A 25,613-nucleotide genomic window follows, 5' to 3' on the forward strand; every position below is an offset into this window, starting at 1 on the left:
GGCCTAGCCATTCGCCGCCAGATCGTTCAAGATGCTGGGCTCGCCGGCGCCGCAAGCTGCCGGCACCTCCCCCGCCTGAGAGCCCCAATTGCCGCTGAACCGCCTGAAACAGAGTGCAACCCTGATCGCCGTGCTGGCGCTGATCGGGTCCATGGCATCGCTTTGCATCGGTACCTCGTTTGCCAAGAGCCTGTTCGCCGCGCTCGGCGCCCAGGGCACCACCGCGCTGCGCGTGAGTTTCTCGGCCTTGATCCTGCTGTGCGTGTGGCGTCCGTGGCGGATGCCGCTGAGCCTGGCCAATGCGCGCGTGATCGCACTGTATGGCGCGGCGCTGGGCGCGACCAACCTGCTGTTCTATATGTCGCTGCGCACGGTGCCGCTCGGGCTGGCGATCGCCGTCGAGTTCACCGGGCCGCTGGCGGTGGCGGTGTCCTCGTCGCGGCGGGCCATCGACTTTCTCTGGATTGCCTTTGCGGTGGCAGGCTTGCTGCTGCTGTTGCCGCTCGGGCAGAACGTGGCCGTGCTGGACCCGGTGGGCATCGGCTATGCGCTGGCAGCGGGCGTGGGCTGGGCGCTGTACATCATCTTCGGCCAGATGGCCGGCAATGCGCACGGTGGCCAGGCTACCTCGCTGGGGCTGACCATGGCGGCGCTGGTGGTGCTGCCCTTCGGGCTGGCGCATGCGGGCACGGCCATGTTCAGCCCCGCGCTGCTGCTGGCGGGGCTGGCGGTGGGGCTGCTATCCAGCGCGATTCCCTATTCGCTGGAAATGGTGGCGCTCAAGCGCCTGCCTCGCCGGACCTTCGGCATCCTGCTGAGCATGGAGCCGGCGATGGGCGCGCTGGCCGGGCTGGTGTTCCTGCACGAGACACTGAACACGCAGCAATGGCTGGCCATCGCCAGCATCATCATCGCATCGGTGGGCTGCACCGCCACGGCTGGCACGCGCAAGCGCGGCACCGCCGAAGCCTAGGCCGGGAATTCAGTCCGCCGCGCGGGCGGTGGCGGGCACCGCGTCCGTGAAGACAGAGGCGCGCAGCACCAGGCTCACCTCGTGCAGCAGATTGTCTTCAGGGTTGCGCCGGCTGGAGAAGCCGAATTCGCGCATCAGCGCCAGCATGCGGCGGTTCTCGCTGAGCACGTCGCCACGCAGCAGGCGCAGGCCCGCGGCAGCGGCGGCATCACGCAGGCGCGAGATCAGCCGGCGGCCCAGGCCCTTGCCCTGCCAGTCGTCGGCCACCGCCACGGCGAACTCAGCCACCCCGCCGTGCGTCACCACGTAATTGCCGTTGGCCACGATCACGGGCGCGCCATCGATTTGCGCCGTCACCACCAGCGCCAGGCCGGCATCGTTCTCGACAAAACGGCTGATCACCTCGTCCGAAATGCGCCCGCCGGTCAGGAAGCGGTAGTAACGGCTTTCACGCGACAGGGCCTGGACGAAGGCGCGCTCGCGCTCCGCGTCGGCCGCGCGCACGGCGCGCACCACGACCCGTTCGCCCCCGGCCAGCATCCAGGCTTGCGCGCATTCCGGGCAGCCGGCGTGGGCATTCGAATCTTGTGACGACGGCATCACCGGCTCCTGACTACAGTTTTCGTAGTTAGGAGTATAGGCTATACCCTGACTTTTGCAAATGAAGTCAGGCTGCTATGCTGGTCCCATGCGCCTCAATGCCGAAGAACTCCAGAACTGTTCGATCGCTGCCACGCTCGGCCTTGTCGGCGAGAAGTGGACGATCCTGATCTTGCGTGACGTGTTTCACGGCATCCGCCGCTTCGACGACTTCCTCGAACGCCTGCAGTGCTCGCCCGCCGTGCTCTCCGCGCGGCTCAAGACGCTGAGCGAGGCCGGCATCCTGCGCAAGGTCAGCTACCGCGAGCCAGGCGAGCGGGAGCGCTTCGAATATCGCCCTACCCGCGCCGCGGTGGAGCTGATTCCCGTGATCGTGGGCCTGATGCAATGGGGCGACCGCCACCTGGCGCCCTGCGGCCAGGGCCCGGTGGAACTGCTCACGCCCGCAGGCCGCCGGGTGCGCGCCGCGCTCGTGGACGACGCGGACGAGCTGGTGCGACCCAACGATATCGCCATCACCCGCGTGCAACGCGAGGACAATCCCGCCGCCGACGGCAAAAACGCCGCCCTGGCGGCCGGCCCGACCCGCGCCTAGCGCGCCCCGGCGACGCCGGCCCATGCACCAGCTTGGGTTCGCCGGCGCGCACCGCCCTCGCCCACCGCACTGCACCATGAACGTGCTGCGCCGAAGCAATTGCCCCAACGCGGCGCATCTTCGCCGCCGCTGAAGGCGCCTTTCCCGCCAAAACCCCCGCTCGCCATCACATCCGCCGCTGGCACAGCGCTTGCTCAATAGAACGCGAGCGGACCAACGGCGGCCCGCTCACCCCATACGCGGCGGCAGCGGTCTTTATCGCTGCCGCCAGGACAACGGCGTCCCCTGACCGGTCTTCATGACCGGTTCGCGGGACGCCCTTTGTTTTTCTGGAGCCATGATGACCGGCAAAGCCACCCGCATCGAACTGCTAAGCCTGCGCACCCCGCAGATGCGCGCCTTCCACCTGACCTGGATGGCGTTTTTCGTGTGCTTTTTCGCGTGGTTCGCGTGCGCGCCGCTGATGCCGGTGCTCAAGGGTGAATTTGGCCTGACTCCCGGCCAGATCGCCAATATCAATATTGCCGCGGTCGCGGTGACCATCCTCGTGCGCCTGGTCGTCGGCCCGCTGTGCGACCGCTTCGGCCCGCGCCGCACCTATACCGGCCTGCTGGCGCTCGGCGCGATTCCCGTGCTCGGCGTGGCGATGGCGCAGAGCTACGAGACCTTCCTGTTCTTCCGCCTGCTGATCGGCGCGGTGGGCGCGAGTTTCGTCATCACGCAGTACCACACCTCGGTGATGTTCGCCCCCAACGTGGTGGGCACGGCCAACGCCGCGGCCGCGGGCTGGGGCAATGCCGGCGGCGGCGCCGCGCAGGCCATGATGCCGCTGCTGCTGGGCGCGATCCTGATGCTGGGCGTGAACCACGCCATGGGCTGGCGCCTCGCGCTGCTGGTGCCGGGCGTGCTGATGCTGATCATGGCGGTGCTCTACTGGAAGTTCACCCAGGACTGCCCGCAAGGCGATTTCGCCGACCTGCGCAAGCAAGGCATCAGCGTGGACAGCGGCAAGAAAGGCGGCTGGGCCAGTTTCAAGGCCGCCAGCGCCAACTACCGCGTCTGGATGCTGTTCATCACCTACGGCGCCTGCTTCGGCGTGGAGATCTTCATCCACAACGTGGCCGCCACCTATTACGTGGACCACTTCGGCCTGTCGCTCAGCAGCGCCGGCCTGGCCGCCGCCAGCTTCGGCCTGCTCGCGCTGTTCGCCCGCGCCCTGGGCGGCTGGCTGTCGGACAAGGCAGCCCTGCGCCGCGGCCTGGATGCGCGCTCCACCCTGCTGTTCGTGCTGATCCTCGGCGAAGGCCTGGGCCTGCTGTGGTTCGCACAGGCCCACAGCGTGGCGGCGGCCGTGGTGGCCATGCTGGGCTTCGGCCTGTTCACCCACATGGCCTGCGGCGCCACCTACGCGCTGGTGCCCTTCATCGACCGCAAGGCGCTCGGCGGCGTGGCCGGGATCATTGGCGCCGGCGGCAATGTGGGCGCGGTGGCGGCCGGGTTCCTGATGAAGGGCCTGGGCGGCAACCTGCAGCAGACGCTCACCGTGCTCGGCGCGGCGGCCATCGTCTCGGCCCTGTGCGCGATCGCCGTGCGCTTCTCGGCCGAACACAAGGCCAGCGAGCAAGCCCTGTTCGACAGCGCACTGGCCGGCTCCAACTCCTGAGCCGCCGCCGCAACGAATTCGGTCCCAGAAAACACAGCACAGCACGGCCACGGCTCCCCGGCCCCACAGAACAAGGAAACCATCATGAAACTGATCATCATCGGCCACGGCATGGTCGGCCACAAATTCCTGGAATGCCTGGCCGAAGCCGGTTCGCAAGACCTGGAGGTCACCGTCCTGTGCGAGGAGCCGCGCCCGGCCTACGACCGCGTGCACCTCTCGGAATTCTTCGCCGGCAAGACCGCCGAGGATCTGTCCCTGGTGGAAGCCGGCTTCTTCGAGCGCAGCAACATGCTGCTGCGCCTGAACGCCCGCGCCACCGTCATCGACCGCGCGGCCAGGACGGTCACGGTGTCCAACGGCGAGACCCTGTCCTACGACAAGCTCATCATCGCCACCGGCTCCTACCCCTTCGTGCCGCAGCTGCCGGGCAAGGACCGCAAGGATTGCTTCGTCTACCGCACCATCGAAGACCTGGAAGCCATGCAGGAATGCGGCGCCCGCTCGAAGACCGGCGTGGTGGTGGGCGGCGGGCTGCTCGGCCTGGAATGCGCCAAGGCGCTGCGCGACCTGGGCCTGCAGACCCATGTGGTGGAATTCGCCCCGCGCCTGATGGCCGTGCAGGTGGATGACGGCGGCGGCGAGATGCTGCGCCGGAAGATCGAAGACCTGGGCGTCACCACGCACACGCGCAAGAACACCGTGGAGATCGTCGACGGCGAGCAAGGCACCCATCGCATGAACTTCGCCGATGGCAGCCACCTCGAAACCGACATGATCGTCTTTTCGGCCGGCATCCGCCCACGCGACGAACTGGCGCGCGCGGCCGGCCTGGCCGTGGGCGAGCGCGGCGGCATCGCCGTGGACAACCAGTGCCTGACCTCGGACCCGGACGTCTACGCCATTGGCGAATGCGCGCTGTGGCAAGGCAAGATCTACGGCCTGGTCGCACCCGGCTACGACATGGCGCGCGTGGCGGCCAAGCACCTGCTGGGCCACCAGGCCGAGTTCGCGGGCGCCGACATGAGCACCAAACTCAAGCTGATGGGCGTGGACGTGGCCAGCCTTGGCGACCCGCATGGCAATGCCCCCGGCAGCCGTGCCTACCAGTTCACCGACGAGCGCAAGCAGGTCTACAAGAAGCTGGTGGTGTCCGATTGCGGCAAGTACCTGCTGGGCGGCGTGCTCGTGGGCGACGCCGAGGAATACGGCACGCTGCTGCAGATGATGCTCAACAAGATCGAGCTGCCCGAGTCGCCCGAATTCCTGATCCTGCCGGCTTCCGACGGCCAGGCCAAGCCGGGCCTGGGCGCCGACGCGCTGCCCGATGCGGCGCAGATCTGCTCGTGCAACAACGTCTCCAAGGGCGACATCTGCGCTGCCGTGCGCGACGGCGCCACCACCATCGGCGCGCTCAAGAGCTGCACCAAGGCCGGCAGCACCTGCGGCGGCTGTGTGCCGCTGGTCACGCAGGTGATGAAGGCCGAGATGAAGAAGCAGGGCCTGGCGGTGAACAACCACCTGTGCGAACACTTCGCCTACTCGCGCCAGGAGCTCTACCACCTGGTGCGCGTGGGTGGCTTCAAGACCTTCGGCGAGCTGCTGGCGGCGCACGGCACGGGCCTGGGCTGCGACGTCTGCAAGCCGACCGTGGCGAGCATCCTGGCCTCGTGCTGGAACGAGTTCGTGCTCAAGGAAGAGCACGCCAGCCTGCAGGACTCGAACGATTACTTCCTGGGCAATATCCAGAAAGACGGCACCTACTCGGTGGTGCCGCGCATGCCGGGCGGCGAAGTCACGCCCGACGGCCTGATCGCGGTGGGCCAGGTCGCCAAGAAATACGGCCTGTACACCAAGATCACCGGCGGCGCCCGCGTCGACATGTTCGGCGCGCGCGTGGAAGAGCTGCCGATGATCTGGGAAGAGCTGATCGCGGCCGGCTTCGAATCCGGCCATGCCTACGGCAAGTCGCTGCGCACCGTGAAGTCGTGCGTGGGCTCGACCTGGTGCCGCTATGGGGTGGACGACTCGGTTGGCCTGGCCATCGAGATCGAGAACCGCTACAAGGGCCTGCGCGCCCCGCACAAGATCAAGTTCGGCGTCTCCGGCTGCACCCGCGAATGCGCCGAGGCGCAGGGCAAGGACGTGGGCATCATCGCCACCGAGCGCGGCTGGAACCTCTATGTGTGCGGCAACGGCGGCATGAAGCCGCGCCACGCCGAATTGCTGGCCAGCGACCTGGACCGCGCCACGCTGCTGCGCTACGTGGACCGCTTCCTGATGTTCTACGTGCGCACGGCGGACCGCCTGCAGCGCACCAGCACCTGGCGCGACAACCTCGAAGGCGGCCTGGACTACCTCAAGGCCGTGGTGCTGGAAGACAGCCTGGGCATCGGCGCAGAACTCGAAGCCCAGATGCAGCACGTGGTCGACACCTACGAGGACGAATGGAAGCTGGCCGTGACCAACCCGGAAACACGCAAGCGCTTCCGCCACTTCGTCAACAGCGACCTGCGCGACGACAACCTGGTCTTCATGGAGGAGCGCGGCCAGATCCGCCCCGCCACGCCCGAGGAACGGATCTTGCATCGCTCCAGGCTCGAACAGATCCCGGTGATCGTCAAGGCAGCCTGACCGGCCGTGCCCCACAACCAACGCGCCAACGCCAAGGAAAACATCATGAGCCAAGCCCACCACAGCGAAACCTGGACCGCCATCTGCGCCCTGCGCGACATCGTGCCCAATACCGGCGTGTGCGCGCTGGTGGACAAGGCACAGATCGCCGTGTTCCGCATCGGCGCGGGCGCGGACGATCAGGTATACGCCATCTCCAACTACGACCCCAACGCCAATGCCGCGGTGCTGTCGCGCGGCCTGGTGGGCAGCCTGGGCGAGCGCGTGGTGGTGGCCTCGCCGATCTACAAGCAGCATTTCGACCTGCGCACCGGCGAATGCCTGGAAGCGCCGGAGCACTCGGTCGCGGCCTACCCTGCCCGCGTGCATGACGGCAAGGTCTGGGTGGCCGCATGAGTGCCGGTCGCGTCAGTGCAGGCCACAAGCCCCGCCTGGTGGTCGTCGGCAACGGCATGGCCGGCATGCGCACGGTCGAGGAGCTGCTCAAGCTGGCGCCCGATCTCTACGACATCACCGTGTTCGGCGCCGAGCCGCACGGCAACTACAACCGCATCCTGCTCTCGCCGGTGCTGGCCGGCGAGAAGACCATCGCCGACATCATGCTCAACACGCGCGAGTGGTACGAGCAGAACGGCATCGAGCTGCTGGCCGGCGACCCGGTGGTGGCCATCGACCGCCCGCGCCGGCTGGTGCGCTCGCAATCCGGGCGCGAGGTGCGCTACGACCGCCTGCTGCTGGCCACCGGCTCCAAGCCCTTCATCATCCCGGTGCCCGGCCACCAGCTCGACGGGGTGATCGCCTTTCGCGACATCCAGGACGTGGAAACCATGCTGGCCGCCGCACGCAACCACCGCCGCGCGGTGGTGATCGGCGGCGGCCTGCTCGGCCTGGAGGCCGCCAACGGCCTGATGCGCCAGGGCATGGAAGTGAGCGTGGTGCACATGGCCGACAGCCTGATGGAGCGCCAGCTCGACGCACCCGCCGCGGCACTGCTCAAGCAGGCGCTCGAGCGCAAGGGCCTGCAGTTCCTGCTCAACGCCCATACCAGCAGCATCCTGGGCGAGGACCGCGTCACCGGCGTATGCTTCAAGGACGGCACCAGCATTCCCGCCGACCTGGTGGTCATGACCGCCGGCGTGCGCCCCAATATCGAGCTGGCCCGGCAGGCAGGCCTGCATTGCGAGCGCGCCATCGTGGTCGACGATACGCTGCAGAGCTTCGATCCGCGCGTGTACGCCGTGGGCGAATGCGTGCAGCACCGCCAAGCCACCTTCGGCCTGGTGGCGCCGATCTGGGACCAGGCCCGCGTGGCCGCCGCGCACCTGGCCGGGGCCGGGCACCGCCGCTACGTGCAGCAGGCCACCGCGACCAAGCTCAAGGTGACCGGCGTGGACCTTTACTCCGCCGGCGACTTCATCGGCGGCGAAGGCAGCGAAGACCTGGTCATGCGCGATGCGCGCCGCGGCGTCTACAAGCGGCTGGTGCTGCAGGGCGGGCGCCTGGTCGGCGCGGTGCTGTACGGCGACGTGCAGGACGGCCCCTGGTACTTCGACCTGATCCAGAGCGGCGAGCCGGTCGGCGCCATGCGCCAGCGCCTGCTGTTCGGCCGCGCGCAATGCGAGGCGCTGGCGGCCTGAGCGCCGCTCCCCCTGGCATCCGATTTACCGTTAGCAACGAGCGCGCCACCGTGAACCTGTCCGATATCCCCGTCATCCTTTCCACCGGTTCCCCGGCCGCGCCGCCGGCCGGCGCTTCGTCCGTCGTCACCGATACCACCTGCCCCTATTGCGGCGTGGGCTGCGGCGTGCGTGCCACGCGCCATGACGACGGCAGCGTCGAAGTGGCCGGCGACGCCAGCCACGGCTCCAACCAGGGCCGCCTGTGCGTCAAGGGCTCCGCCCTGGCCGAAACCACCGGGCTCGAAGGCCGCCTGCTGCATCCGCAGGTGCGCGGCGCCGACGGCGCGCTGACGCAGGTATCGTGGGATCACGCCCTGGACAAGGTGGCGCAAGGCTTCAAGGACATCATCGCCGAGCACGGCCCGGACGCCGTGGCCCTCTATGTCTCCGGCCAGTTGCTGACCGAGGACTACTACATCGCCAACAAGCTGATGAAAGGGTTCATCGGCAGCGCCAATATCGACACCAACTCGCGCCTGTGCATGTCGTCTGCCGTGGCCGGGCACAAGCGCGCCTTCGGCGAAGACCTGGTGCCGGGCAACTACGAAGACCTGGAACTGGCCGACCTCGTCGTGCTGGTCGGCTCCAACACCGCATGGTGCCATCCCATCCTGTTCCAGCGTCTGTCCAGGGCCAGGGAAGCGCGCCCCGGCATGAAGCTGGTGGTGATCGACCCGCGCCGCACCGCCACCTGCGAGCTGGCCGACCTGCACCTGCCCATCAAGCCCGGCACCGATGTCTGGCTGTTCAACGGCCTGCTGCACTACCTGGCGCAGCACGGCGCCGCGGATGCGGCATTCATCGCCGGGCACACCAGCGGGCTGGACGATGCGCTCGCCGCGGCTGGCCCGGACTGCACCGACCTGGCCAAGGTCGCCAGGGCCTGCAAGCTCGACCCCGAAGCGCTGCGCGCGTTCTACGAAATGTTCGCCGCCACGCCCAAGGTGGTCACCGCCTTCTCGCAAGGCGTCAACCAGTCATCGGCCGGCACCGACAAGGTCAACAGCATCATCAACTGCCACCTGGTCACCGGCCGCCTGGGCCGGCCCGGCATGGGGCCGTTCTCCCTGACCGGCCAGCCCAACGCCATGGGCGGGCGCGAAGTCGGCGGCCTGGCCAATATGCTGGCCGCGCACATGGAACTGGCCAACCCGCAGCATCGCGAGATCGTGCAGTCGTTCTGGGGCTCGCCCGCCATCGCGGACAAGCCCGGCCTCAAGGCGGTGGAGCTGTTCGAAGCCATCGAGCAAGGCCGCGTCAAGGCCGTGTGGGTCATCGCCACCAACCCGGTGGTGAGCCTGCCGGACGCCGACCAGGCCCGCCGCGCGCTGGCCGCATGCGAGCTGGTGGTCAGCTCCGACATCATGCTGCGCACCGACACCAACGACGCCGCGCAGGTGCTCCTGCCCGCGCTGGGCTGGGGCGAGAAGGACGGCACCGTCACCAGCTCCGAGCGCCGCATCTCGCGCCAGCGGGCCTTCCTGCCCGCACCGGGCGAAGCCCGCGCCGACTGGCGCATCCTGTGCGAGGTGGCCACGCGCATGGGCTTCGACGGGTTCCACTACGCCGGGCCGCACGAGATCTTCGACGAGCATGCCCGCCTGAGCGCCTACCGCAACACCGGCAGCGGCGCTGCCGAAGACGCCACGCTCGCCCATCGCGCCTTCAACATCGCTGGCCTGGCCGGCATGGGCCGCCAGCAGTTCGATGCGCTCGCCCCCGTGCAATGGCCGGTGACGGCCGCCTCGCAGGGCCTGCAAGGCCCCTCCGGCACGGCCCGTCTGTTCGCCGACGGCCGCTTCGCCCATCCTGACGGGCGCGCGCGCTTCGTCGCCACGGCACCGCGTGCGCCGGTCCACGCCACCGACGACGATTTCCCGCTGGTGCTCAATACCGGCCGCGTGCGCGACCAGTGGCATACCATGACGCGCACCGGCAAATCGCCCAAGCTGGCCGACCACATCGCCGAGCCTTTCGTCGACATGCATCCGCAGGACGCATTGCTGTGCGGCGTGGGCGAAGGCAAGCTCGCCCGGGTCTCCACCCGCTGGGGCGCCATGGTCGCGCGCGTGCAACACAGCGGCGGCATCCCGCGCGGCAGCGTGTTCGTGCCGATCCACTGGAACAATCAGTTCAGCTCGGACGCGCGCGTCGGCGCCCTCGTCAACCCCGTGGTCGACCCCGTCTCCGGCGAGCCCGAGTTCAAGCACACCCCGGTGCGCGTGGAGGAATTCCGCGTGTCGTGGCACGGCTTCGTGCTCAGCCGCGAAGCACTGCCGGCCGACACCCTCACCTACTGGACGCGCGTGCAGGGCCGCCAGTTCCAGCGCTACGAATTCGCCGGCCGCGAAAACATCGCAGACCGTGCCGCCTGGGCCCGCGCCCTGCTCGGCATCACCGACCCCGATGCCGACTGGATCGAGTACGAAGACCGCACCGCCGGCATCTACCACGCCGGCCACGTGGTCGACGACCGCCTGCAGACCTGCATCTACATCTCCACCCGGCCCGAGCTGCCCTCGCGCGCATGGCTCTCCACGCTGTTCGGCAAGGACCATCTCGAAGACGCCGACCGCATCGGACTGCTGCTGGGCCAGCCCATGGAGAAAGGCGCGGATGCCGGCCCTACGGTGTGCTCGTGCTTCGGCGTGGGCCGCAACACGATCTGCGACGCGGTGCGCAAGCACGACCTCAAGACCCCGGCGGAAATCACCACGTGCGTGAAGGCCGGCGGCAACTGCGGATCCTGCGTGCCGGAACTGAAGAAGCTGCTGGCGGAGATCAGGGTAGCGGAAACGGCTTGAGGATCCCTCGGCATCCCTGGCCATCGCGCACCGCGAACTCCGGATCCCCGGCAGGAACGCAGGTCCACAGCTGGGCGGCGGTGTCGCTGGCCATCTATGTCAATTCGATGAAGACCCTCACGAAGACCTGGGATTAGGGCGCTATTTGCGGGCCGCCAGCGCAACGCGCACATCGATGGTATGTTGCCGGTCTTTCGGGGCACGCCCCCTCAGATCCGTAGCAGACGAGCAGACTCATGATGATGGAAGGCAGTCACCCGGCGGGTGACCCAATGAAAGATCCCGGCATTCACTCGCCCTCGCGGGCATGGCTGGCAGTCGGATCGGTAACCGTCGGCGCGTTTGCGTTCGTGACGACGGAGTTCCTGCCGGTCGGGCTATTGCCGCAGGTCGCCGCGGAATTCGGCGTGACGCCGGGCACCGCGGGACTCATGGTGACGATTCCCGGCGTACTGGCCGCCATCTCCGCGCCCGGCATGATGCTGGGCGCCGGGCGTATCGACCGGCGCCACATCCTGCTCGCGCTTTCGGTGCTTTTGCTGGCATCGAACCTGATCTCGGCGTTTGCGCCCAGCTTCGCGGTCATGCTGATCGGGCGCGCCCTGCTGGGCGCGAGCCTGGGCGGCTTCTGGACGCTCGCGCTGGCCGCGGCAGGCAGGCTGGTACAGCCCCATGAAGCACCGAGAGCCACCGCGATGATCCTGGCTGGCGTGACCTTCGCCACCGTGATCGGGGTACCGCTGGGCACCTTTATCGCAAATCTTGCGTCCTGGCGCGCATCGTTCATGGCGACCGGCGTACTGGTGGCCGTGGCCCTGGCAGCCCAGGCGATGCTGGTGCCATCGCTGCCCTCGAAAGCCGCCTTGCGCCTGGCCGATCTGTTCGCGCTCCTGCGGCGCACGCATTCGCGCACGAGCCTGATCATGGTCGCCTTCGTGTTCGGCGCCCACTTCTCGTCCTATACCTTTATCGCCCCGTTCCTCCAGGAATATGCCGACTTCAGCGCGCAGGGTATTACCTGGGTGCTGCTTGGCTTCGGCATCATCGGCTTTCTCGCCAATTTTGCCGTCTCGACCACGGTCGCGCGAAACCTCGGTGCGTCACTCGCGACCATGATCGTGATGCTGATGGTCTCGCTGCTGCTGATGCCCGCGCTGCGGCATGCGACGCCCGCGGTGGTGGCGGTCGTGCTGGCGTGGGGTATCGCGTTCGGCGCGATTCCGCTATGCCTCAGCGTATGGATCCAGCGCTCGACCGCCGACCTGCCAGAGGCAGGCTCGGCGCTGTTCGTCGGCATCATCCAGGTTGCCATCGCGGTGGGCTCGTCCGTGGGCGGCAGTATCGTGGACGGCCGCGGCATTCCGGCAGACTTCGGTTTCGGCGCGGTGCTGGCGCTGATCGGCCTGCTGCTGCTCGCCAGCTTCCGGGCCATTCGCAAGGACCGTGCTCCCGCACCGTCGGCAAGGAACGTCATGGCCGCCGCGCCGGACTGCCACTGAGGCCAGCGCAAGGCGCAATCCGTGCAATATCCGCTGGAGCGGGAAGCCGGGGCGGTTCTTCACCAGCCATCCCGGCGCGATGGGGCGAGCTAACTGGCGGCAGCCAACGGTTCTGCCATCAGCCTTGTCGATTCACTCCCCACGCGTCTCCGCATCCACCGCCGCAAACACCTCCTCGGCCATATGGAACGCCGAGTTGGCCGCCGGCACGCCGCAATAGATGGCCGTCTGCAGCAGCACTTCCTTGATCTCCTCGCGGCTTACCTTGTTGTTCGCCGCCGCGCGCAGATGCAGCTTGAGTTCTTCATTGCGGTTGAGCGCCACCATCATGGCGATGGTGAGCAGGCTGCGCGTATGGCGCGGCAGGCCTTCGCGGGTCCAGATCTCGCCCCAGGCATAGCGCGTGATGAGGTTCTGGAATTCGTCGTTGAGCGGCGTGAGCCGGGCCAGCGAGCGGTCCACGTGGGTGCTGCCGAGCACGGCGCGGCGCACGGCGAGGCCGGCGGCATAGCGTTCGCTGTCGTTGGACGGCTTCGCTTCGCCGGACAGGAAACGCGCCAGCGCGTCGTTGAAGCGCGCGGTCTGTTCGAAGCTGGACAGGTGCGCGGCTTCGAGCTCGACGTACTGCGCGCCGGGAATGGCATCGGCGAGCGCGCGGCCTTCGGCCGCGGTGGTGGACGGATCGGCGCTGCCGGCGATCACCAGCACGGGCACCGGGATGGTCCTGACCGCTTCGCGCAGGTCGGCGTCGCGCACGGCGGCGCAGTTGGCGGCGTAGCCGCGCGCATCGAGGCCGCCCAGCACGGCACGCAGGCCATCGAGCTTGCCGCCGGCGGCAGCGACAAACCCCGGCGTGAACCAGCGCTGCAGCGATGCGTCCACCAGCGGCGCCATGCCGTCGCGCAGCACCCCGTCGATGCGGGTGTTCCATGCCTCGCCCGTGCCGATCTTGGGCGCGGTATTGGCGAGCGCGATATGCGTGAAGCGCTGGGGCGCATTCACGCCGAGCCACATGCCGGTCAGGCCGCCCATGGACAGGCCGCAGAACGCGGCCTTGCGGATGCCGAGCGCATCCATCAGGGCCAGCACGTCGCTGCCCAGCTCGGCCACCGTGGCCGGTCCCGGCGGCAGCGATGATTGCCCGTGGCCGCGGGTGTCGTAGCGCAGGACGCGGAACTGCTTGCCGAGCGCTTCGGCCTGCGGCGCCCACATGGTGTGGTCGGTGCCGAGGGAGTTGGAGAAGATCAGGACCGGGGCGGATTCGGGGCCTTCCAGGGTGTAGAACAGGGAGGCGCCGGCATGATTGAGGTGGGGCAATTTAGTCTCCAGGGGCGAAATCTGTCTTGGATCTGTCTTGGGTCTGTCTTGGTTGGTCTTGTTGCCTGGATTCCGGCGTTCAGGCTCGATGCCTGTCGACGGGCTCCGTTGGCATGGCTCGCGGTGACATGGCTACGGGCTCGTCAGCCCTCGCGTGCGCGCCATGCCGCCAGCGCGCCGTCGACGAATCCCTCTGCCTGCCCGAAATAGTTGGCCGGATCGCATACCCGGTCCAGCGCGGCGGCATCCATCAGGCCGGCGTGGGCGGGATCTTCGGCCAGCACCGCCGCCAGCGCTGCACGCAGCGTGGTGCCTTCGGCCACCGCCCGCTTGCAGGCGCCTTCGACGAGGTGGTGCGCCTGCAGCCGGCCGATCCGCCCGCCCAGCTCCAGCATGGCGGCTTCGGCGAGAATCAGTCCGTGGGTCATGTCGAGGTTGGCGCGCATGCGCGGCGCATCGACCTGCAGGCCGCTTGCCACCTCCAGCATCTGGCGCAGGGCGCCGGCGCTGAGCGTGACAATCTGCGGGAGGGTGTCCCATTCGGCCTGCCAGCCGCCGAGGGCGCGCTCGTGTTCCTGCACCATGCCGGCGAGCATGCTCGCCACCAGCGGCGGCACGCGCACGGCGGCGGTCAGCACGGCGGCGCAGCCAACCGGGTTGCGCTTGTGCGGCATGGTGCTGGAACCACCGCGGCCCGGGGCGGAGGGCTCGGCGACTTCAGCCACTTCGGTCTGCATCAGCAGCGCAATGTCGCGCGCGATCTTGCCGAGCGTGCCGGTGAGCATGCCGAGCGTGGCGGCCACGTCGGCCAGGCGGTCGCGGTGGCCATGCCAGGGCACGGCGGGCACGGCGAGATCCAGCTCGCGGCCGAGTCCGGCAATCACCGCGGGCGCGGCGTTGCCGAGGCTGGCCAGCGTGCCGGCGGCGCCGCCGAATTGCAGCACGGCGACTTGCTCGCGCGCGGCGCCGAGACGTTGCAGGTTGCGCTGCAGGGCGTCCAGCCAGCCGGCGGCCTTGAGGCCGAAGGTGGTGGGCAGCGCGTGCTGCAGCCAGGTACGACCCACCATCGGCGTGTTGCGGTGCTGCCGCGCGAGCGTGGCGCACGCCTCGCAGAGCGCTTCGAGATCGGTGCCGATGGCCTGCAGCGCACGGCGCAACTGCAGCACCATGCCGGTATCGATGGCGTCCTGGCTGGTCGCGCCCCAGTGCACGTAGCGCGCGGCCCGTTCGTCGCGTGCGGCCACGCGGGCCGTAAGCTGCTTGACCAGGGGAATGGCAAGGTTGCCGCCCGCGACGGCGGCATCGGCCAGCTTGTCGAAATCGATTTCCCCGGCCCGGCAAGCGGCAGCGATCACTGCGGCGGCGTCCTGCGGGATCACCCCGCAACTGGCCTCGGCAAGCGCCAGCGCCGCTTCGAAATCGAGCATGCCCTGCACCGTGCCGGCATCGGAGAATGCGGCCAGCGTATCGGCGCTGCCGAACATGGGGTCGGTCAGTCGGGAAGAAGTAGGCATCGGTTCAGGTTCGCACGGAAAAGAAACGCACGCCGGCGCCGGGCCGCGGAGCGGGCCGGCGCCGGCGTGCGGCGAGACTTGGCGGGAACGGGGCCGCGCCGGCTCAGATATCGAAGAACACCGTTTCGCCCTGGCCTTGCAGTATCACCTGCCACTGCAGCTTGCCCGGGCCCGCCGGCTGCGCCACCAGGGTCTGGCGGCGCTCCGCCGGCACCTGCGACAGGACCCAGTCGCGCGCATTGGCCTGCGTTTCGTCGGGAAAGTATAGACGCGTGGTCAGGTGCTTGAGCAGGCCGCGCATGAACAGCGACACCACGATATGGGGGGCCTGCGGCTGGCCGTCGGGGCCGGGCACGGCGCCCGGCTTGACGGTGACGAAGCGGAAGCTGCCGTCGGCCTGGGTCGGCAGGCGGCCGAAGCCGGTAAAGCCGGGCACCAGGCTGGATTGCGCGCCTTCGCGCTGGTCGTCGGGGTGGCGGTAGTGGCCGGCCGGGCTGGCCTGCCAGATCTCCACCATGCCATCGGACACGGGCTCGCCCCCGCCGTCGACGATGCGGCCCTCGATGACGATGCGCTCGCCGTCCAGGGACGGCGCCTCGGCGGTCAGGTCGCCGGCGTCGAGCGCCGACAGGCCGATATGCAGGTAGGGACCGACGGTCTGGGATGTGGTCGCGTACAGCATGGCTTACTCCATCGGCGTGGCATCGCGGCCGCGCAGCACGATATCAAAGCGGTAGCCAAGCGCGTACTCGGGCACCGTGGTTTCCCAGTCCAGCGCGCATACCAGGCGCTCGCGCGCCTTGGCGTCCGGCACGCAATTGAAGATGGGGTCGAAGGCGAGCAAGGGATCGCCCGGAAAGTACATCTGCGTGACCAGCCGCGTGGCGTAGGCGTTGCCGAACAGCGAGAAATGGATATGCTGCGGCCGCCAGGCGTTGTGGTGGTTGCGCCAGGGATAGGCGCCGGGCTTGATGGTCTTGAACTGATAGCGGCCGTGGGCGTCGGTCACCGCCCGGCCTTCGCCGATGAAATTGGGGTCCAGCGGCGCGTCGTGCTGGTCGCGCTTGTGCACATAGCGGCCGGCGGCGTTGGCCTGCCAGACCTCGATCAGCGCATTCGGCACCGGCCGGCCGTTCTCGTCGAGCACGCGCCCGCTGACCAGGATGCGCTCGCCGATGGCCTCGCCGCGGCCCTGGCCGGTGGTGAGGTCGCTGTCGCCGGCGCGCACGAACTCGGCGCCGAACCGCGGACCGGTCACCTCGGACAGGGTCTGCGGCAGCGCGATCAACGGCTGCTGCGGCGAGCGCAGACGGGTGGAGCCGTAGGGGTCGAAGCGGTACGCGGGCTGGGTGTCCCAGTAATGGCGGCGGTACTGGGCCAGGCCTGGCGGGAGCTTGGGGGGCGAGTCGGCCATGATGCACGTCTCCTTATGGATGAATTTGCATTACTTTATTTGCAGACTTATCTGCTGTAAATTGAGTTTTTCGACCAGATTCATAACTTTTCGATATGCAAAATGCCTTCCGCAGCCGGGTGCGGCTGCGTCACCTGCATTCCTTCGTGGCGGTGGCGCAGACCCAGCACCTCGGCCGCGCCGGCGAACAGCTGGGCCTGAGCCAGCCGGCCATCTCCAAGACGCTGACCGAACTGGAGGCCCTGCTGGGCACGCGCCTGCTGGTACGCAAGCGCTCCGGCACGGAACTGACCGAATCCGGCCAGCGCTTCCTGCGCCACGCCTTGCGCGTGCTGGAGGACCTCGACGAAGCCGCCGGCAGCATCGATGGCGAGTCGGAGAGGGGCGCCCGTCGCATCCGCATCGGCGCCCTGCCCAGCGTGGTGCCCGACCTGCTGCAAGAGGCAGTGCTGGCGTTTCGCGACAGCCACCCCGAAGTCAGCCTGGCCGTGCAGACCGGCATGAACCGCGCGCTGATCGATAGCCTGAAGGCCGACCTGCTCGATATCGTGATCGGCCGCATGGACAATCCGGCGGTGATGGAGGGCTTGTGGTTCGAGATGCTGGACGCCGAGCCGTTGCTGCTGGCGGTGCGCCGCCAGCATGCGCTGGCCGGGCCGCAAGCCGGCACGCCGACACTGGCGGACGTCATGCGCTTCCCGCTGGTGGTGCCGGCGCAGGGCTCGGTGCCGCGCCATAGCGCGGAGAGCATGCTGGCGCGGCACGGCTTCGTGTTGCCGCCGGGCGTGCTGGAAACCTCGGATGCCTACCTGGGCCAGCTGATCGCGCTGAAGTCCGACGCGGTCTGGCTGGCGCCGCGCTGCGCCATGCGACAGGGGCTGGAAAGCGCCGAGCTGGCCTTGCTGCCCATCTCCGGCCATGGCAGCGAAGAGCCTGTCGGCCTGCTGCGCCAGGGCGGGCGCAACCTCGACCACGCCGCCGAGGCCTTCGTGCAGGACCTGCGCGAGCGCGCCGCCGCGCGGGCACGCGGGCACGCGCCGAAGGCGCGGGAGTAGCCGCCGGCAGTGGCTACATCTCCCCCGCGTCCGCCATCTTCTTGCCCGCCGCGCGGGTGACATCGGGCGACAACTGCAGGAAGATCCAAGCCGAGGCCGAGGTGATCAGCCCCACGCAGATGAAGGTGGCGTGAAAGGCCGGCAGCGCGGATGTCGCGCCGTGTTCGCTGAACGCGCCCTGGAAGGTCGCCAGCAGGGCGCCGGCCGATGTGACAGCCAGGCTCATCGACAGCATCTGCACCATCGACAGCAGGCTGTTGCCGCCGCTGGCCCCGGCCGTGCCGAGGTCCTTGAGCGTGACGGTATTCATCGCGGTGAACTGGATCGAATTGACCGCGCCGAACACGGCCAGTTGCACCAGCAGCAGCGCCAGCGGCTGGCTCGGCGAGATCAGCGCGAACGAGGCCATCGCCAGCCCCACCACGAACGTGTTGGTGACCAGCACCTTGCGATAGCCGTGGCGCTCGATCAGTCCCGTGGCAAGGCGCTTGGACGCCATGCCCGCCGCCGTGATCGGCAGCATCATCAGGCCCGCCTCGAACGGCGAATAGGCCAGGCTGACCTGCAGGGTCAGCGGGATCAGGAACGGCATGGCGCCGTTGCCGATGCGCGCGAACAGGTTGCCCAGCAGCCCCACGCTGAAGGTATGGATGCGGAACAGCCGCAACCCGAACAAGGGACGGCGGTGGCGCGTGGCATGCAGCACATAGGCGGTCAGCGAAGCCATGCTGGCAATCAGCAGCATCAGCACCGTGGCATGCTCGAAGCCCAGCTCCGCCAGGCCGTCCAGCGAGAACGACAGCGTCAGCATGGCGATCGCCAGCAGCAGGTAGCCGCTCATATCGAAGCGCGCCACGCCGTGCAGGCGGGCATTGGGCATGTAGCGCATGGTGGCCAGCCCGCCCAGCAGGCCCACCGGCACGTTGATCAGGAAGATCCAGTGCCAGGAGAAAGTCTGGGTCAGCCAGCCGCCCAGCGTCGGCCCGATCAGCGGCCCGACCATGCCCGGGATGGCCACGAAGCTGAGCGCCTGCAGGTACTGGTCGCGCGGGAACGTGCGCAGCACCGCCAGCCGCCCCACCGGCAACAGCATCGCCCCGCCCACCCCCTGCAGCACGCGCGATGCCACCAGCATGCTCAGCGTGCCGGAATACGCGCAGGCCAGCGACCCCGCCACGAACAGGCCGATGGCGGTCTGGAAGATGGTGCGCGTGCCGAAGCGATCGGCCAGCCAGCCCGATGCGGGAATGATCACCGCCATGGTCAGCGAGTAGGCGATCACCACCGACTGCATGCGCAGCGGACTCTCGCCCAGGCTTTTCGCCATCGACGGCAAGGCGGTGTTGACGATGGTGGAATCCAGCGTCTGCATGAAGAAGCCCACCGCCACCACCCACAGCATGATCCTGCGTGTGCGGTCGTCGGGCGCGGGCGGCGTGGCGGGCGTGGCGGGTGTGGCGGGGGTGGCAGTTGTGCCGGAGGTCGTGTCTCGCATCTGGATGGCCGGGCCGGGTATCGCTGTAGTGTAGCCTGCGCGGCAGGTCCTGCCAGACCGCCCCGCCCTCGCGCACCGGCCTCGCCCGGCGAGCGTCGAAGCCCCGCCTCAGATCTCCGCCCTCAGCCCCAGGAAGAAGCGCCGCCCCGGCGCCGGCTCGAAATAGCGGCCGTTGCTTTCGTTGACGATCACCGAGCCGATGTAGTGCCGGTCGGTGATGTTGTCGATGCGGCCGAACGCAAACCAGCGCGTGCGGCCCATGCGGAAGGCGTAGCCGGCGCGCAGGTTGAAGCTGGCGTAGCCGGGCGCGGCCTGGGTGTTGAGGTCGTCGGCAAAGACGCGCCCTTCCACGTGCATTTCCGCGCCCAGCGTGAGGCCGGCCACGGGGCGGTAGGTGGCCTCGAGGTTCAGGCTGTGGCGCGCGGTGCCGGGCAGCCGGTTGCCGGCGGCCACGGTCTGGCCCTGGGCGTTGAGGAAGGCGTCGCCGAAATAGGCATCGAGCCAGGTGTAGGCCAGCCCGGTGCCGAAGCGCTGGGCTGGCCCGAAGCTGCCGTGCCAGCCCAGCTCGAAGCCGCGCCTGCGCACGCCGTTGACGTTCTGGAACACGCTGCGGCCGTTGTCGTTGGACAGCGGCACGATCTCGTCGTGGCTCGCGGCGCCGAACAGGGCGGCTTCGACGCGCTGGTTCGTGCCCTGCCACTTGACGCCTATTTCGCCCTGCCGGCTGGTGGACGGGCTCAAGCCCAGGTTGGTGCCGGCGCCATTGGGGCCGTAGGCCACCTCGGTCAGCGTCGGGGTTTCGAAGCCACGGCCCAGGTTGGCGTAGACGTTGACGGAGTCGAGCGCTTGCCAGACCACCCCGAGCACCGGGCTGACGTTGTTGTACGTGTTGGTGCCGCTGTCGTCGGGACTGGCGGGGGTGATGAAATGATCGTCGATGCCAAGCCTGACCCGGCTGGCGCGCACACCGCCCACCAGCCGCCATGCGGGATGCCAGGTCCAGTCGAACTGCGCGTAGGCGCCGTAGCTGCTGGCGGTGTCGGTCTCATTGCGGCGCAGCGCGCCCTGCACGCCGTTCTGGTTGACGTAGCCGGTGCGCGCGTCGTGCATGCCGTCGGCCTCGGCGCCGGCGCTCCATGTCAGCGGCAGGCCGGCGAAGGTGGTGTCATGGTGCCAGGACAGCGCGGCCCCGCCAAAGCTGCGGTCGATGTCGACGATGCCTCCGGCCGAAGTCGGGGCGGCGCCGCTGAAGCCCAGGTACTGGGTCAGCGCGCGCGTGCCGCCGTAGGCGCGGGCTTCGAGGCGGTCGCGCTCGCCCAGGCGCTGCTCCCACACCAGCCCGCCCTGGGTCTGCCTGACGGTCTTGCCGGTGTTGAACTGCGTGGACAGCGGCACCGACTGGCGCGGGTTGGCATCGGCCTGCGCGCGCGTGAGGCCCAGGGGGTCCTGCGCCTGCGGCTGGTCGAAGATATTGAGCAGCGCGGTGAGCCGGGTGCCGTCCACCGGTTCGGCCACTACCTTGGCGTTGAGCTGGCGGCGCCGCGCCGCGCTGTGGTCGCGGTAGCCGTCGGTCTCGAAGGTCCAGGCGTCGAGCACGGCGCCGATCTTGTCGTTGCCGCCGCCCACGGTGACGCCGGTCGTCCACTGCCCGTCCGAGCCGAAGCCGGTGGAGGCGCGCGCCATCGGTGCCTTGGGCGGATCGGGCGTGAAGACCTGCACCACGCCGCCCGATGCATTGCCGTACATCTGCGCGAAGGGGCCGCGCAGCACCTCGATGCGGCTGGCGTTGTTGAGATCGAAGGTGGAAGCCTGCCCCTGGCCGTCCGGCATGGTGGCGGGAATGCCGTCGACGAACAGCCGCACGCCGCGCACGCCGAAGGTGGAGCGGCTGCCGAAGCCGCGCACGGCCAGTTGCAGATCCTGCGAATAGTTCTGGCGCTCGCGTGCCGCCACGCCCGGCACGCCGGTCAGCAACTCCGAGAGGTTGACCAGCGGGCTGGGGGCGGCCATGGGATCGACCGGCACGCTGTCGATCGCGGCCGGCGCGTCGAAGCGCTTCTGCTCGGCGCGGCTGGCGCTGACCACCACGTCGGGCAGCGTGTCGTCGGCAAAGGCGCCTCCCGAACCCGCGGCGAGCATGGCAGCAGCCAGGCAGCACAGGCGATGCAGGGGCCGAGGGCACCGGTGCTGCCCCGCGCGTGGCCGGGCGAGCCCGCACACCCGCTTGCCGCCCTGCGCGCCGCGCGCCCCGTCACCAACCATGTGCCCGCCCTGCGTTCGTTGATCGGATCCCTTGCCGCCGTTGCCGCATTCCGCCAGGGGTCGCGCAGCGTCTCATTTGGGCCGGATCGCGTCGGCGGTGCCCTGGATGAACGCCTTGATCTTCTCGACGTCCTCCATGCTCAGCTTGCCGGTGAAATCCGGCATGCCGCGCGCCATGGCGGGCCCCTTGAAGACGAATTTGTCCAGATTTTGAATATAGGCGGTGTTCATATAGCCCAGGTTGGGAATATTGCCGCCGCGGTCCACCCCCGGCACGCCGTGGCACAGCACGCAGTTGCTGACGTAGAGCGCGGTGCCGGCGGCGACACTGGCGTGATCGTACTTCACGCCCGACAGCAACTGGTCCGCGCGGTACTGCGCAAAGGCCGGCAGCGGCGCCTTGCCGCCTATCGCGAAGGTGTACACCGTGCCCGGCCCCTGGCGGTCCGTGGCGCGCTGCGCCTGGCCGTACACGCCGCCCCAGCCCACCGCGACGGACACGTACTGCTTGCCGTCCACCATATAGCTGACCGGCGCCGCGATCACGCCGGTGCCGGTGGGCGACTCCCACAGCTTCGCGCCGCTGGTGGCGTCGTAGGCGATGAAGCGCCCGTCCGCCGTGCCCTGGAACACCAGGTTGCCCGCCGTGGTGAGCGTGCCGCCATTCCACGGCGAGACCTGTTCCTGGGTCCATACCGCCTTCTGCTGCACCGGATCCCACGCGATCAGGCGGCCGAAGGGCTTGCTGGCGGGCGGTTCGGCATTGAGGATCTTGGCCGTGTTCCAGCCCACGTTGCCGTGCGGCTGGCCGGGCTGGCCGCCGTTGAAGGTCCAGTTCTTGTCGTCCATCAGGTTCAGCGGCACATGCTGCGCCGGCAGGTAGACCAGGCCGGTCTGCGGATTGAACGACATCGGGTGCCAGTTGTGCGCGCCGTAAGGGCCGGGGATGGCGTCGTAGGGCTTGTCGCCCTGGCGCGCGGCCGGCAACTCGACCGGGCGTCCGTTCTGGTCGTAGCCGCTGGCCCAGTTCACGTCGACGAAGTTCCTGGCCGAGATGAACTTGCCGTCGGTGCGGTCGATGACGAAGAAGAAGCCGTTCTTGGGCGCGTGCAGGATGACCTTGCGCGCCTGCCCGCCGATATTCAGGTCGGCCAGGATCATCTGCTGGGTGGAGGTGTAGTCCCAGTTGTCGCCCGGCGTTTCCTGGTAGTGCCAGACGTATTTGCCGGTATCCGGATCGAGCGCGACGATGGACGCCAGGTACAGGTTGTCGCCACCCGACGGGCTGCGCTTGCTGCGCGACCACGGCGAGCCGTTGCCGGTGCCGACGTACATGAGATTGAGTTCCGGGTCGAAGGCCAGCGTGTCCCACGCGGTGCCGCCGCCGCCAGCCTCCCACCATTTGCCGGCCGGGTCCCAGGTCTTGGCGGCCTGCGCCATCGATTCGTCCTCGAACGGCTTCGACGGGTCGCCGGGCACCGTGAACCAGCGCCACTTCTGCTCGCCGGTGCCGGCATCGTAGGCGGTGATATAGCCGCGCACGCCGTATTCGGCGCCGCCGTTGCCGATGATGACCTTGCCCTTGAACACACGCGGCGCGCCGGTGATGGTGTAGGAATGCTTGCGGTCGATGATGGTGTCCTTCTCCCACACCTTGCGGCCGTTCGACGCGTCCAGCGCGATCAGCCGGCCGTCATAGGCGGCGACGAACACCTTGCCCTGGTAGAGCGCCACCCCGCGGTTGACCACATCGCAGCAACCGCGGTAGCCGAGCGAGCGGTCGACCTTGGGATCGAAGCTCCAGAGCCGCTTGCCGCTACGCGTGTCGACCGCATGCACCACGCTCCACGAGGCGGTGACGTACATGATGCCATCCACCACCAGCGGCGTGGCCTCGACCCCGCGCGTGGATTCGAGGTTGTAGGACCAGACCAGCCCGAGCCCCTTGACGTTGTCGGCATTGATCTGGGAGAGCCGGCTGAAGCGGGTCTCGGCGTAATCCAGGCCATAGCTGGGCCAGTCCGGCGTCCTGGCTGCGTTGGCCTCGATAAAGGCGCCGTCGATGCTGCGGGTGACGGCGCGGATATGGTCGGGCGTGGCCGTCCGGGCCGCGGGCTTGCCCTGCGCGGCGGCCGGCGCGGCCATCGTCACGGCCGCGGCAGCCGCCAGCAGCACGCTCGCGGCGCGCCGATGGCGTGACAGAACGCGCGGCAGAACGCGCGACAGAATGCATGACAGAACCCGCATGGATTCGTGGCTCATCGTGTCTCCTCTCTCTTGTGCTTTTTTGCTTATTCTTCGGGGGGATGCGAAAGGCGCTGCCGGGGCCGCGGGCCGGCAGCATGGCGGACCTCCTCCGCCACGCTGCCGCATGCAGCAGGCCTAAGCATGTGCGTACCGCGCACCTTTTAAATACCCGGGATTACCCGCAGGGCGTCGGCCCGGTCGCCCGGCAAAGGCCGGGTGCGCGGCGGCGCCCCTCAGTAGGCCATGCAGACCGACTTGAGCTCGGTATAGGACTCGATGGCCGAGTAGCCATGCTCGCGGCCCACGCCAGACGCCTTGTAGCCGCCGAACGGCATATTGGGGTCGACGATGTTGTGCGTGTTGACCCAGACCGTGCCGGCATCGAGCCCGTCCACCAGGCGCTGCACGGCGCGCAGGTCGTTGCTCCAGATGCTGGCGCCGAGACCGTACTCCGAGCGGTTGGCCTCGGCCAGGACAGCCTGCGGATCGTCGAACGGCATGGCCACCACGACCGGCCCGAACACTTCTTCGCGCACCAGCGTCAGGTCCTTGCAGGCCGCGTTGGCCACCACCGTGGGCCGCACGAAATAGCCTGGACGGTCCGGCGCGGTGCCGCCCGCGATGATCTCCGCGCCTTCGCTGCGCCCCGTGCCGATCAGGCCCATGACCTTGTCGCGCTGGCGCGCCGACACCAGCGGCCCCATCTGGCTGGCCGGATCGAGCCCGGAGCCCAGCACCGTGGCGTTGGCCACCTTGCCCAGCCCTTCGACCACCTGCTCGTAGTGGCGGCGCGCCACGTAGAGGCGCGAGCCGGCCGTGCACACCTGCCCCTGGTTGAGGAAGATGGCGGCGGCCGCGCCGGCGATGGCGTTTGCCGGATCGCAATCGTCCAGCACGATGACCGGGCTCTTGCCGCCCAGCTCCAGCGATACACGGCGGATATCCTGGCCGCAGCGCGCCCCGATCAGGCGGCCTACCTCGGTGGAGCCGGTGAAGGTGATCTTGTTCACGCCGGGATGCCCGACCAGCGCCGCGCCGGTCGAGCCGTCTCCGGTGACCACATTGAACACGCCCGCCGGGAATCCCGCCTCGAGCGCCAGCTCGGCCAGCCGCAGCGCAGTCAGCGGCGTCTCCTCGGCCGGCTTGAGCACCACCGTGCAGCCGCACGCCAGCGCCGGCGCGATCTTCCACACCGCCATCAGCAGCGGGAAATTCCACGGCACGATGGCGCCCACCACGCCCACCGGCGTGCGCCGCGTCGAAGCGCTATAGCGCGTACCCGGCGGGAACGGCACCGAGATATCGAGCGTGCTGCCTTCGATCTTGGTGGCCCACCCCGCCATATAGCGCAGCCATTGCGCGCTGCCTGCCACCTCCAGCCCTTGGGCGAAGGCCAGCAGCTTGCCGTTGTTGAGCGTCTCCAGCCGCGCCAGTTCGTCGGCGTGCAGTTCCACCAGGTCGGCGAGCTTGAGCAGCAGCCGCTCGCGCTGGGCCGGCACCATGGCGCGCCAGGCGCCGCCCGCAAAGGCACGCGCGGCGGCGGCCACGGCGGCATCGATATCTGCCGCGCCACCCGCCGGCACGCGTGCGATCGCCTCGCCCGTGGCGGGATCGAACACGGCGAAGGTCTCGCCCGAGGCGGCCTGGCGCCATTCGCCGTCGATCAGCATGGCATTGCGGATGGCCTGATCCAGGTTGTTGCGGGCTTCCTTGGGTGCATTCATCTTCGTCTCCGGTGGATGTCGGCTTGCGCCTTGTTGTGGAGAACGAAGTTAGCATCGCGCCTTGGGGCGTGGCTTGTCTGGCCGTGCACAATGCTTGCCGATGCGTGCAAGCGCGCGTGAAGCAGGGAATGGCGCGGA

18 protein-coding genes are annotated in these 25,613 nt (G+C 68.8%); 9 read left to right on the plus strand and 9 right to left on the minus strand.

From position 1 onward, the window contains the following. Positions 1-88 precede the first annotated feature (88 nt). Positions 89-973 (plus strand): EamA family transporter, encoded by an 885-nt coding sequence (locus AB4Z48_RS14285; protein WP_441614945.1) that lies wholly within the window; start codon positions 89-91, stop codon positions 971-973. A gap of 9 nt (positions 974-982) precedes the next feature. Here AB4Z48_RS14285 and AB4Z48_RS14290 read toward each other — a convergent pair whose 3' ends face one another. Further along, positions 983-1,573 carry a GNAT family N-acetyltransferase gene (locus tag AB4Z48_RS14290; protein ID WP_441614947.1) on the minus strand — a complete coding sequence of 197 codons (591 nt, stop codon included), beginning with the start codon at positions 1,571-1,573 and terminating at the stop codon, positions 983-985. 88 nt (positions 1,574-1,661) lie between these two features. On the opposite strand from AB4Z48_RS14290, the gene AB4Z48_RS14295 reads away from it, so the two are divergent. From AB4Z48_RS14295 to AB4Z48_RS14325, 7 genes are all read left to right on the plus strand, one after another. Next, positions 1,662-2,168 (plus strand): winged helix-turn-helix transcriptional regulator, encoded by a 507-nt coding sequence (locus tag AB4Z48_RS14295; RefSeq protein ID WP_441614948.1) that lies wholly within the window; start codon positions 1,662-1,664, stop codon positions 2,166-2,168. Positions 2,169-2,508: 340 nt separating this feature from the next. Further along, positions 2,509-3,831, plus strand: a complete 1,323-nt coding sequence (locus tag AB4Z48_RS14300; protein WP_441615111.1) for an MFS transporter — start codon at positions 2,509-2,511, stop codon at positions 3,829-3,831. A gap of 84 nt (positions 3,832-3,915) precedes the next feature. Beyond that, on the plus strand, positions 3,916-6,465 hold the full coding sequence (gene nirB, locus AB4Z48_RS14305; RefSeq protein WP_441614950.1) for a nitrite reductase large subunit NirB: 2,550 nt from the start codon (positions 3,916-3,918) through the stop codon (positions 6,463-6,465). 45 nt (positions 6,466-6,510) lie between these two features. Then, positions 6,511-6,861, plus strand: a complete 351-nt coding sequence (nirD, locus tag AB4Z48_RS14310; RefSeq protein WP_441614952.1) for a nitrite reductase small subunit NirD — start codon at positions 6,511-6,513, stop codon at positions 6,859-6,861. After that, entirely contained in the window at positions 6,858-8,102 is a 1,245-nt protein-coding gene (locus AB4Z48_RS14315; RefSeq protein WP_441614954.1) for an NAD(P)/FAD-dependent oxidoreductase, read from the plus strand. The genes nirD and AB4Z48_RS14315 overlap by 4 nt, the downstream gene beginning before the upstream one ends. Positions 8,103-8,152: 50 nt before the next feature. After that, positions 8,153-10,948, plus strand: coding sequence for a molybdopterin-dependent oxidoreductase (locus tag AB4Z48_RS14320; protein ID WP_441614955.1), 2,796 nt, complete (start codon positions 8,153-8,155; stop codon positions 10,946-10,948). A gap of 272 nt (positions 10,949-11,220) precedes the next feature. Further along, positions 11,221-12,447, plus strand: a complete 1,227-nt coding sequence (locus AB4Z48_RS14325) for an MFS transporter (protein WP_441614957.1) — start codon at positions 11,221-11,223, stop codon at positions 12,445-12,447. Positions 12,448-12,579: 132 nt separating this feature from the next. Here AB4Z48_RS14325 and pcaDC read toward each other — a convergent pair whose 3' ends face one another. From pcaDC to pcaH, 4 genes are all read right to left on the minus strand, one after another. Further along, positions 12,580-13,764 carry a bifunctional 3-oxoadipate enol-lactonase/4-carboxymuconolactone decarboxylase PcaDC gene (pcaDC, locus tag AB4Z48_RS14330; RefSeq protein WP_441614959.1) on the minus strand — a complete coding sequence of 395 codons (1,185 nt, stop codon included), beginning with the start codon at positions 13,762-13,764 and terminating at the stop codon, positions 12,580-12,582. Between the two features lie 143 nt (positions 13,765-13,907). After that, positions 13,908-15,278: a 3-carboxy-cis,cis-muconate cycloisomerase gene (locus tag AB4Z48_RS14335; protein WP_441614961.1), complete on the minus strand. Its 1,371-nt coding sequence runs from the start codon at positions 15,276-15,278 to the stop codon at positions 13,908-13,910. A gap of 103 nt (positions 15,279-15,381) precedes the next feature. Then, positions 15,382-15,960 carry a protocatechuate 3,4-dioxygenase subunit alpha gene (pcaG, locus tag AB4Z48_RS14340; protein ID WP_441614963.1) on the minus strand — a complete coding sequence of 193 codons (579 nt, stop codon included), beginning with the start codon at positions 15,958-15,960 and terminating at the stop codon, positions 15,382-15,384. Between the two features lie 3 nt (positions 15,961-15,963). Further along, positions 15,964-16,692, minus strand: coding sequence for a protocatechuate 3,4-dioxygenase subunit beta (gene pcaH / locus AB4Z48_RS14345; protein WP_441614965.1), 729 nt, complete (start codon positions 16,690-16,692; stop codon positions 15,964-15,966). A 95-nt stretch (positions 16,693-16,787) separates the two neighbouring features. Between pcaH and AB4Z48_RS14350 the strand changes: the two genes are divergently transcribed. After that, the gene (locus AB4Z48_RS14350; protein ID WP_441614967.1) at positions 16,788-17,747 is read left to right on the plus strand and encodes a LysR substrate-binding domain-containing protein; all 960 of its coding nucleotides are present in this window, start codon (positions 16,788-16,790) and stop codon (positions 17,745-17,747) included. A gap of 13 nt (positions 17,748-17,760) precedes the next feature. On the opposite strand, the gene mdtD is transcribed toward AB4Z48_RS14350, so the two are convergent. From mdtD to styD, 4 genes are all read right to left on the minus strand, one after another. After that, on the minus strand, positions 17,761-19,242 hold the full coding sequence (gene mdtD, locus AB4Z48_RS14355) for a multidrug transporter subunit MdtD (RefSeq protein WP_441614969.1): 1,482 nt from the start codon (positions 19,240-19,242) through the stop codon (positions 17,761-17,763). A gap of 108 nt (positions 19,243-19,350) precedes the next feature. After that, positions 19,351-21,381, minus strand: coding sequence for a TonB-dependent receptor family protein (locus tag AB4Z48_RS14360; RefSeq protein ID WP_441614970.1), 2,031 nt, complete (start codon positions 21,379-21,381; stop codon positions 19,351-19,353). A gap of 195 nt (positions 21,382-21,576) precedes the next feature. Beyond that, positions 21,577-23,766, minus strand: coding sequence for a PQQ-dependent dehydrogenase, methanol/ethanol family (locus AB4Z48_RS14365; protein WP_441614972.1), 2,190 nt, complete (start codon positions 23,764-23,766; stop codon positions 21,577-21,579). A 218-nt stretch (positions 23,767-23,984) separates the two neighbouring features. After that, positions 23,985-25,475, minus strand: a complete 1,491-nt coding sequence (gene styD / locus AB4Z48_RS14370) for a phenylacetaldehyde dehydrogenase StyD (protein WP_441614974.1) — start codon at positions 25,473-25,475, stop codon at positions 23,985-23,987. Positions 25,476-25,613 lie beyond the last annotated feature (138 nt).

The organism is Cupriavidus sp. 2TAF22 (genome assembly GCF_052115045.1).
GTDB lineage: Bacteria > Pseudomonadota > Gammaproteobacteria > Burkholderiales > Burkholderiaceae > Cupriavidus.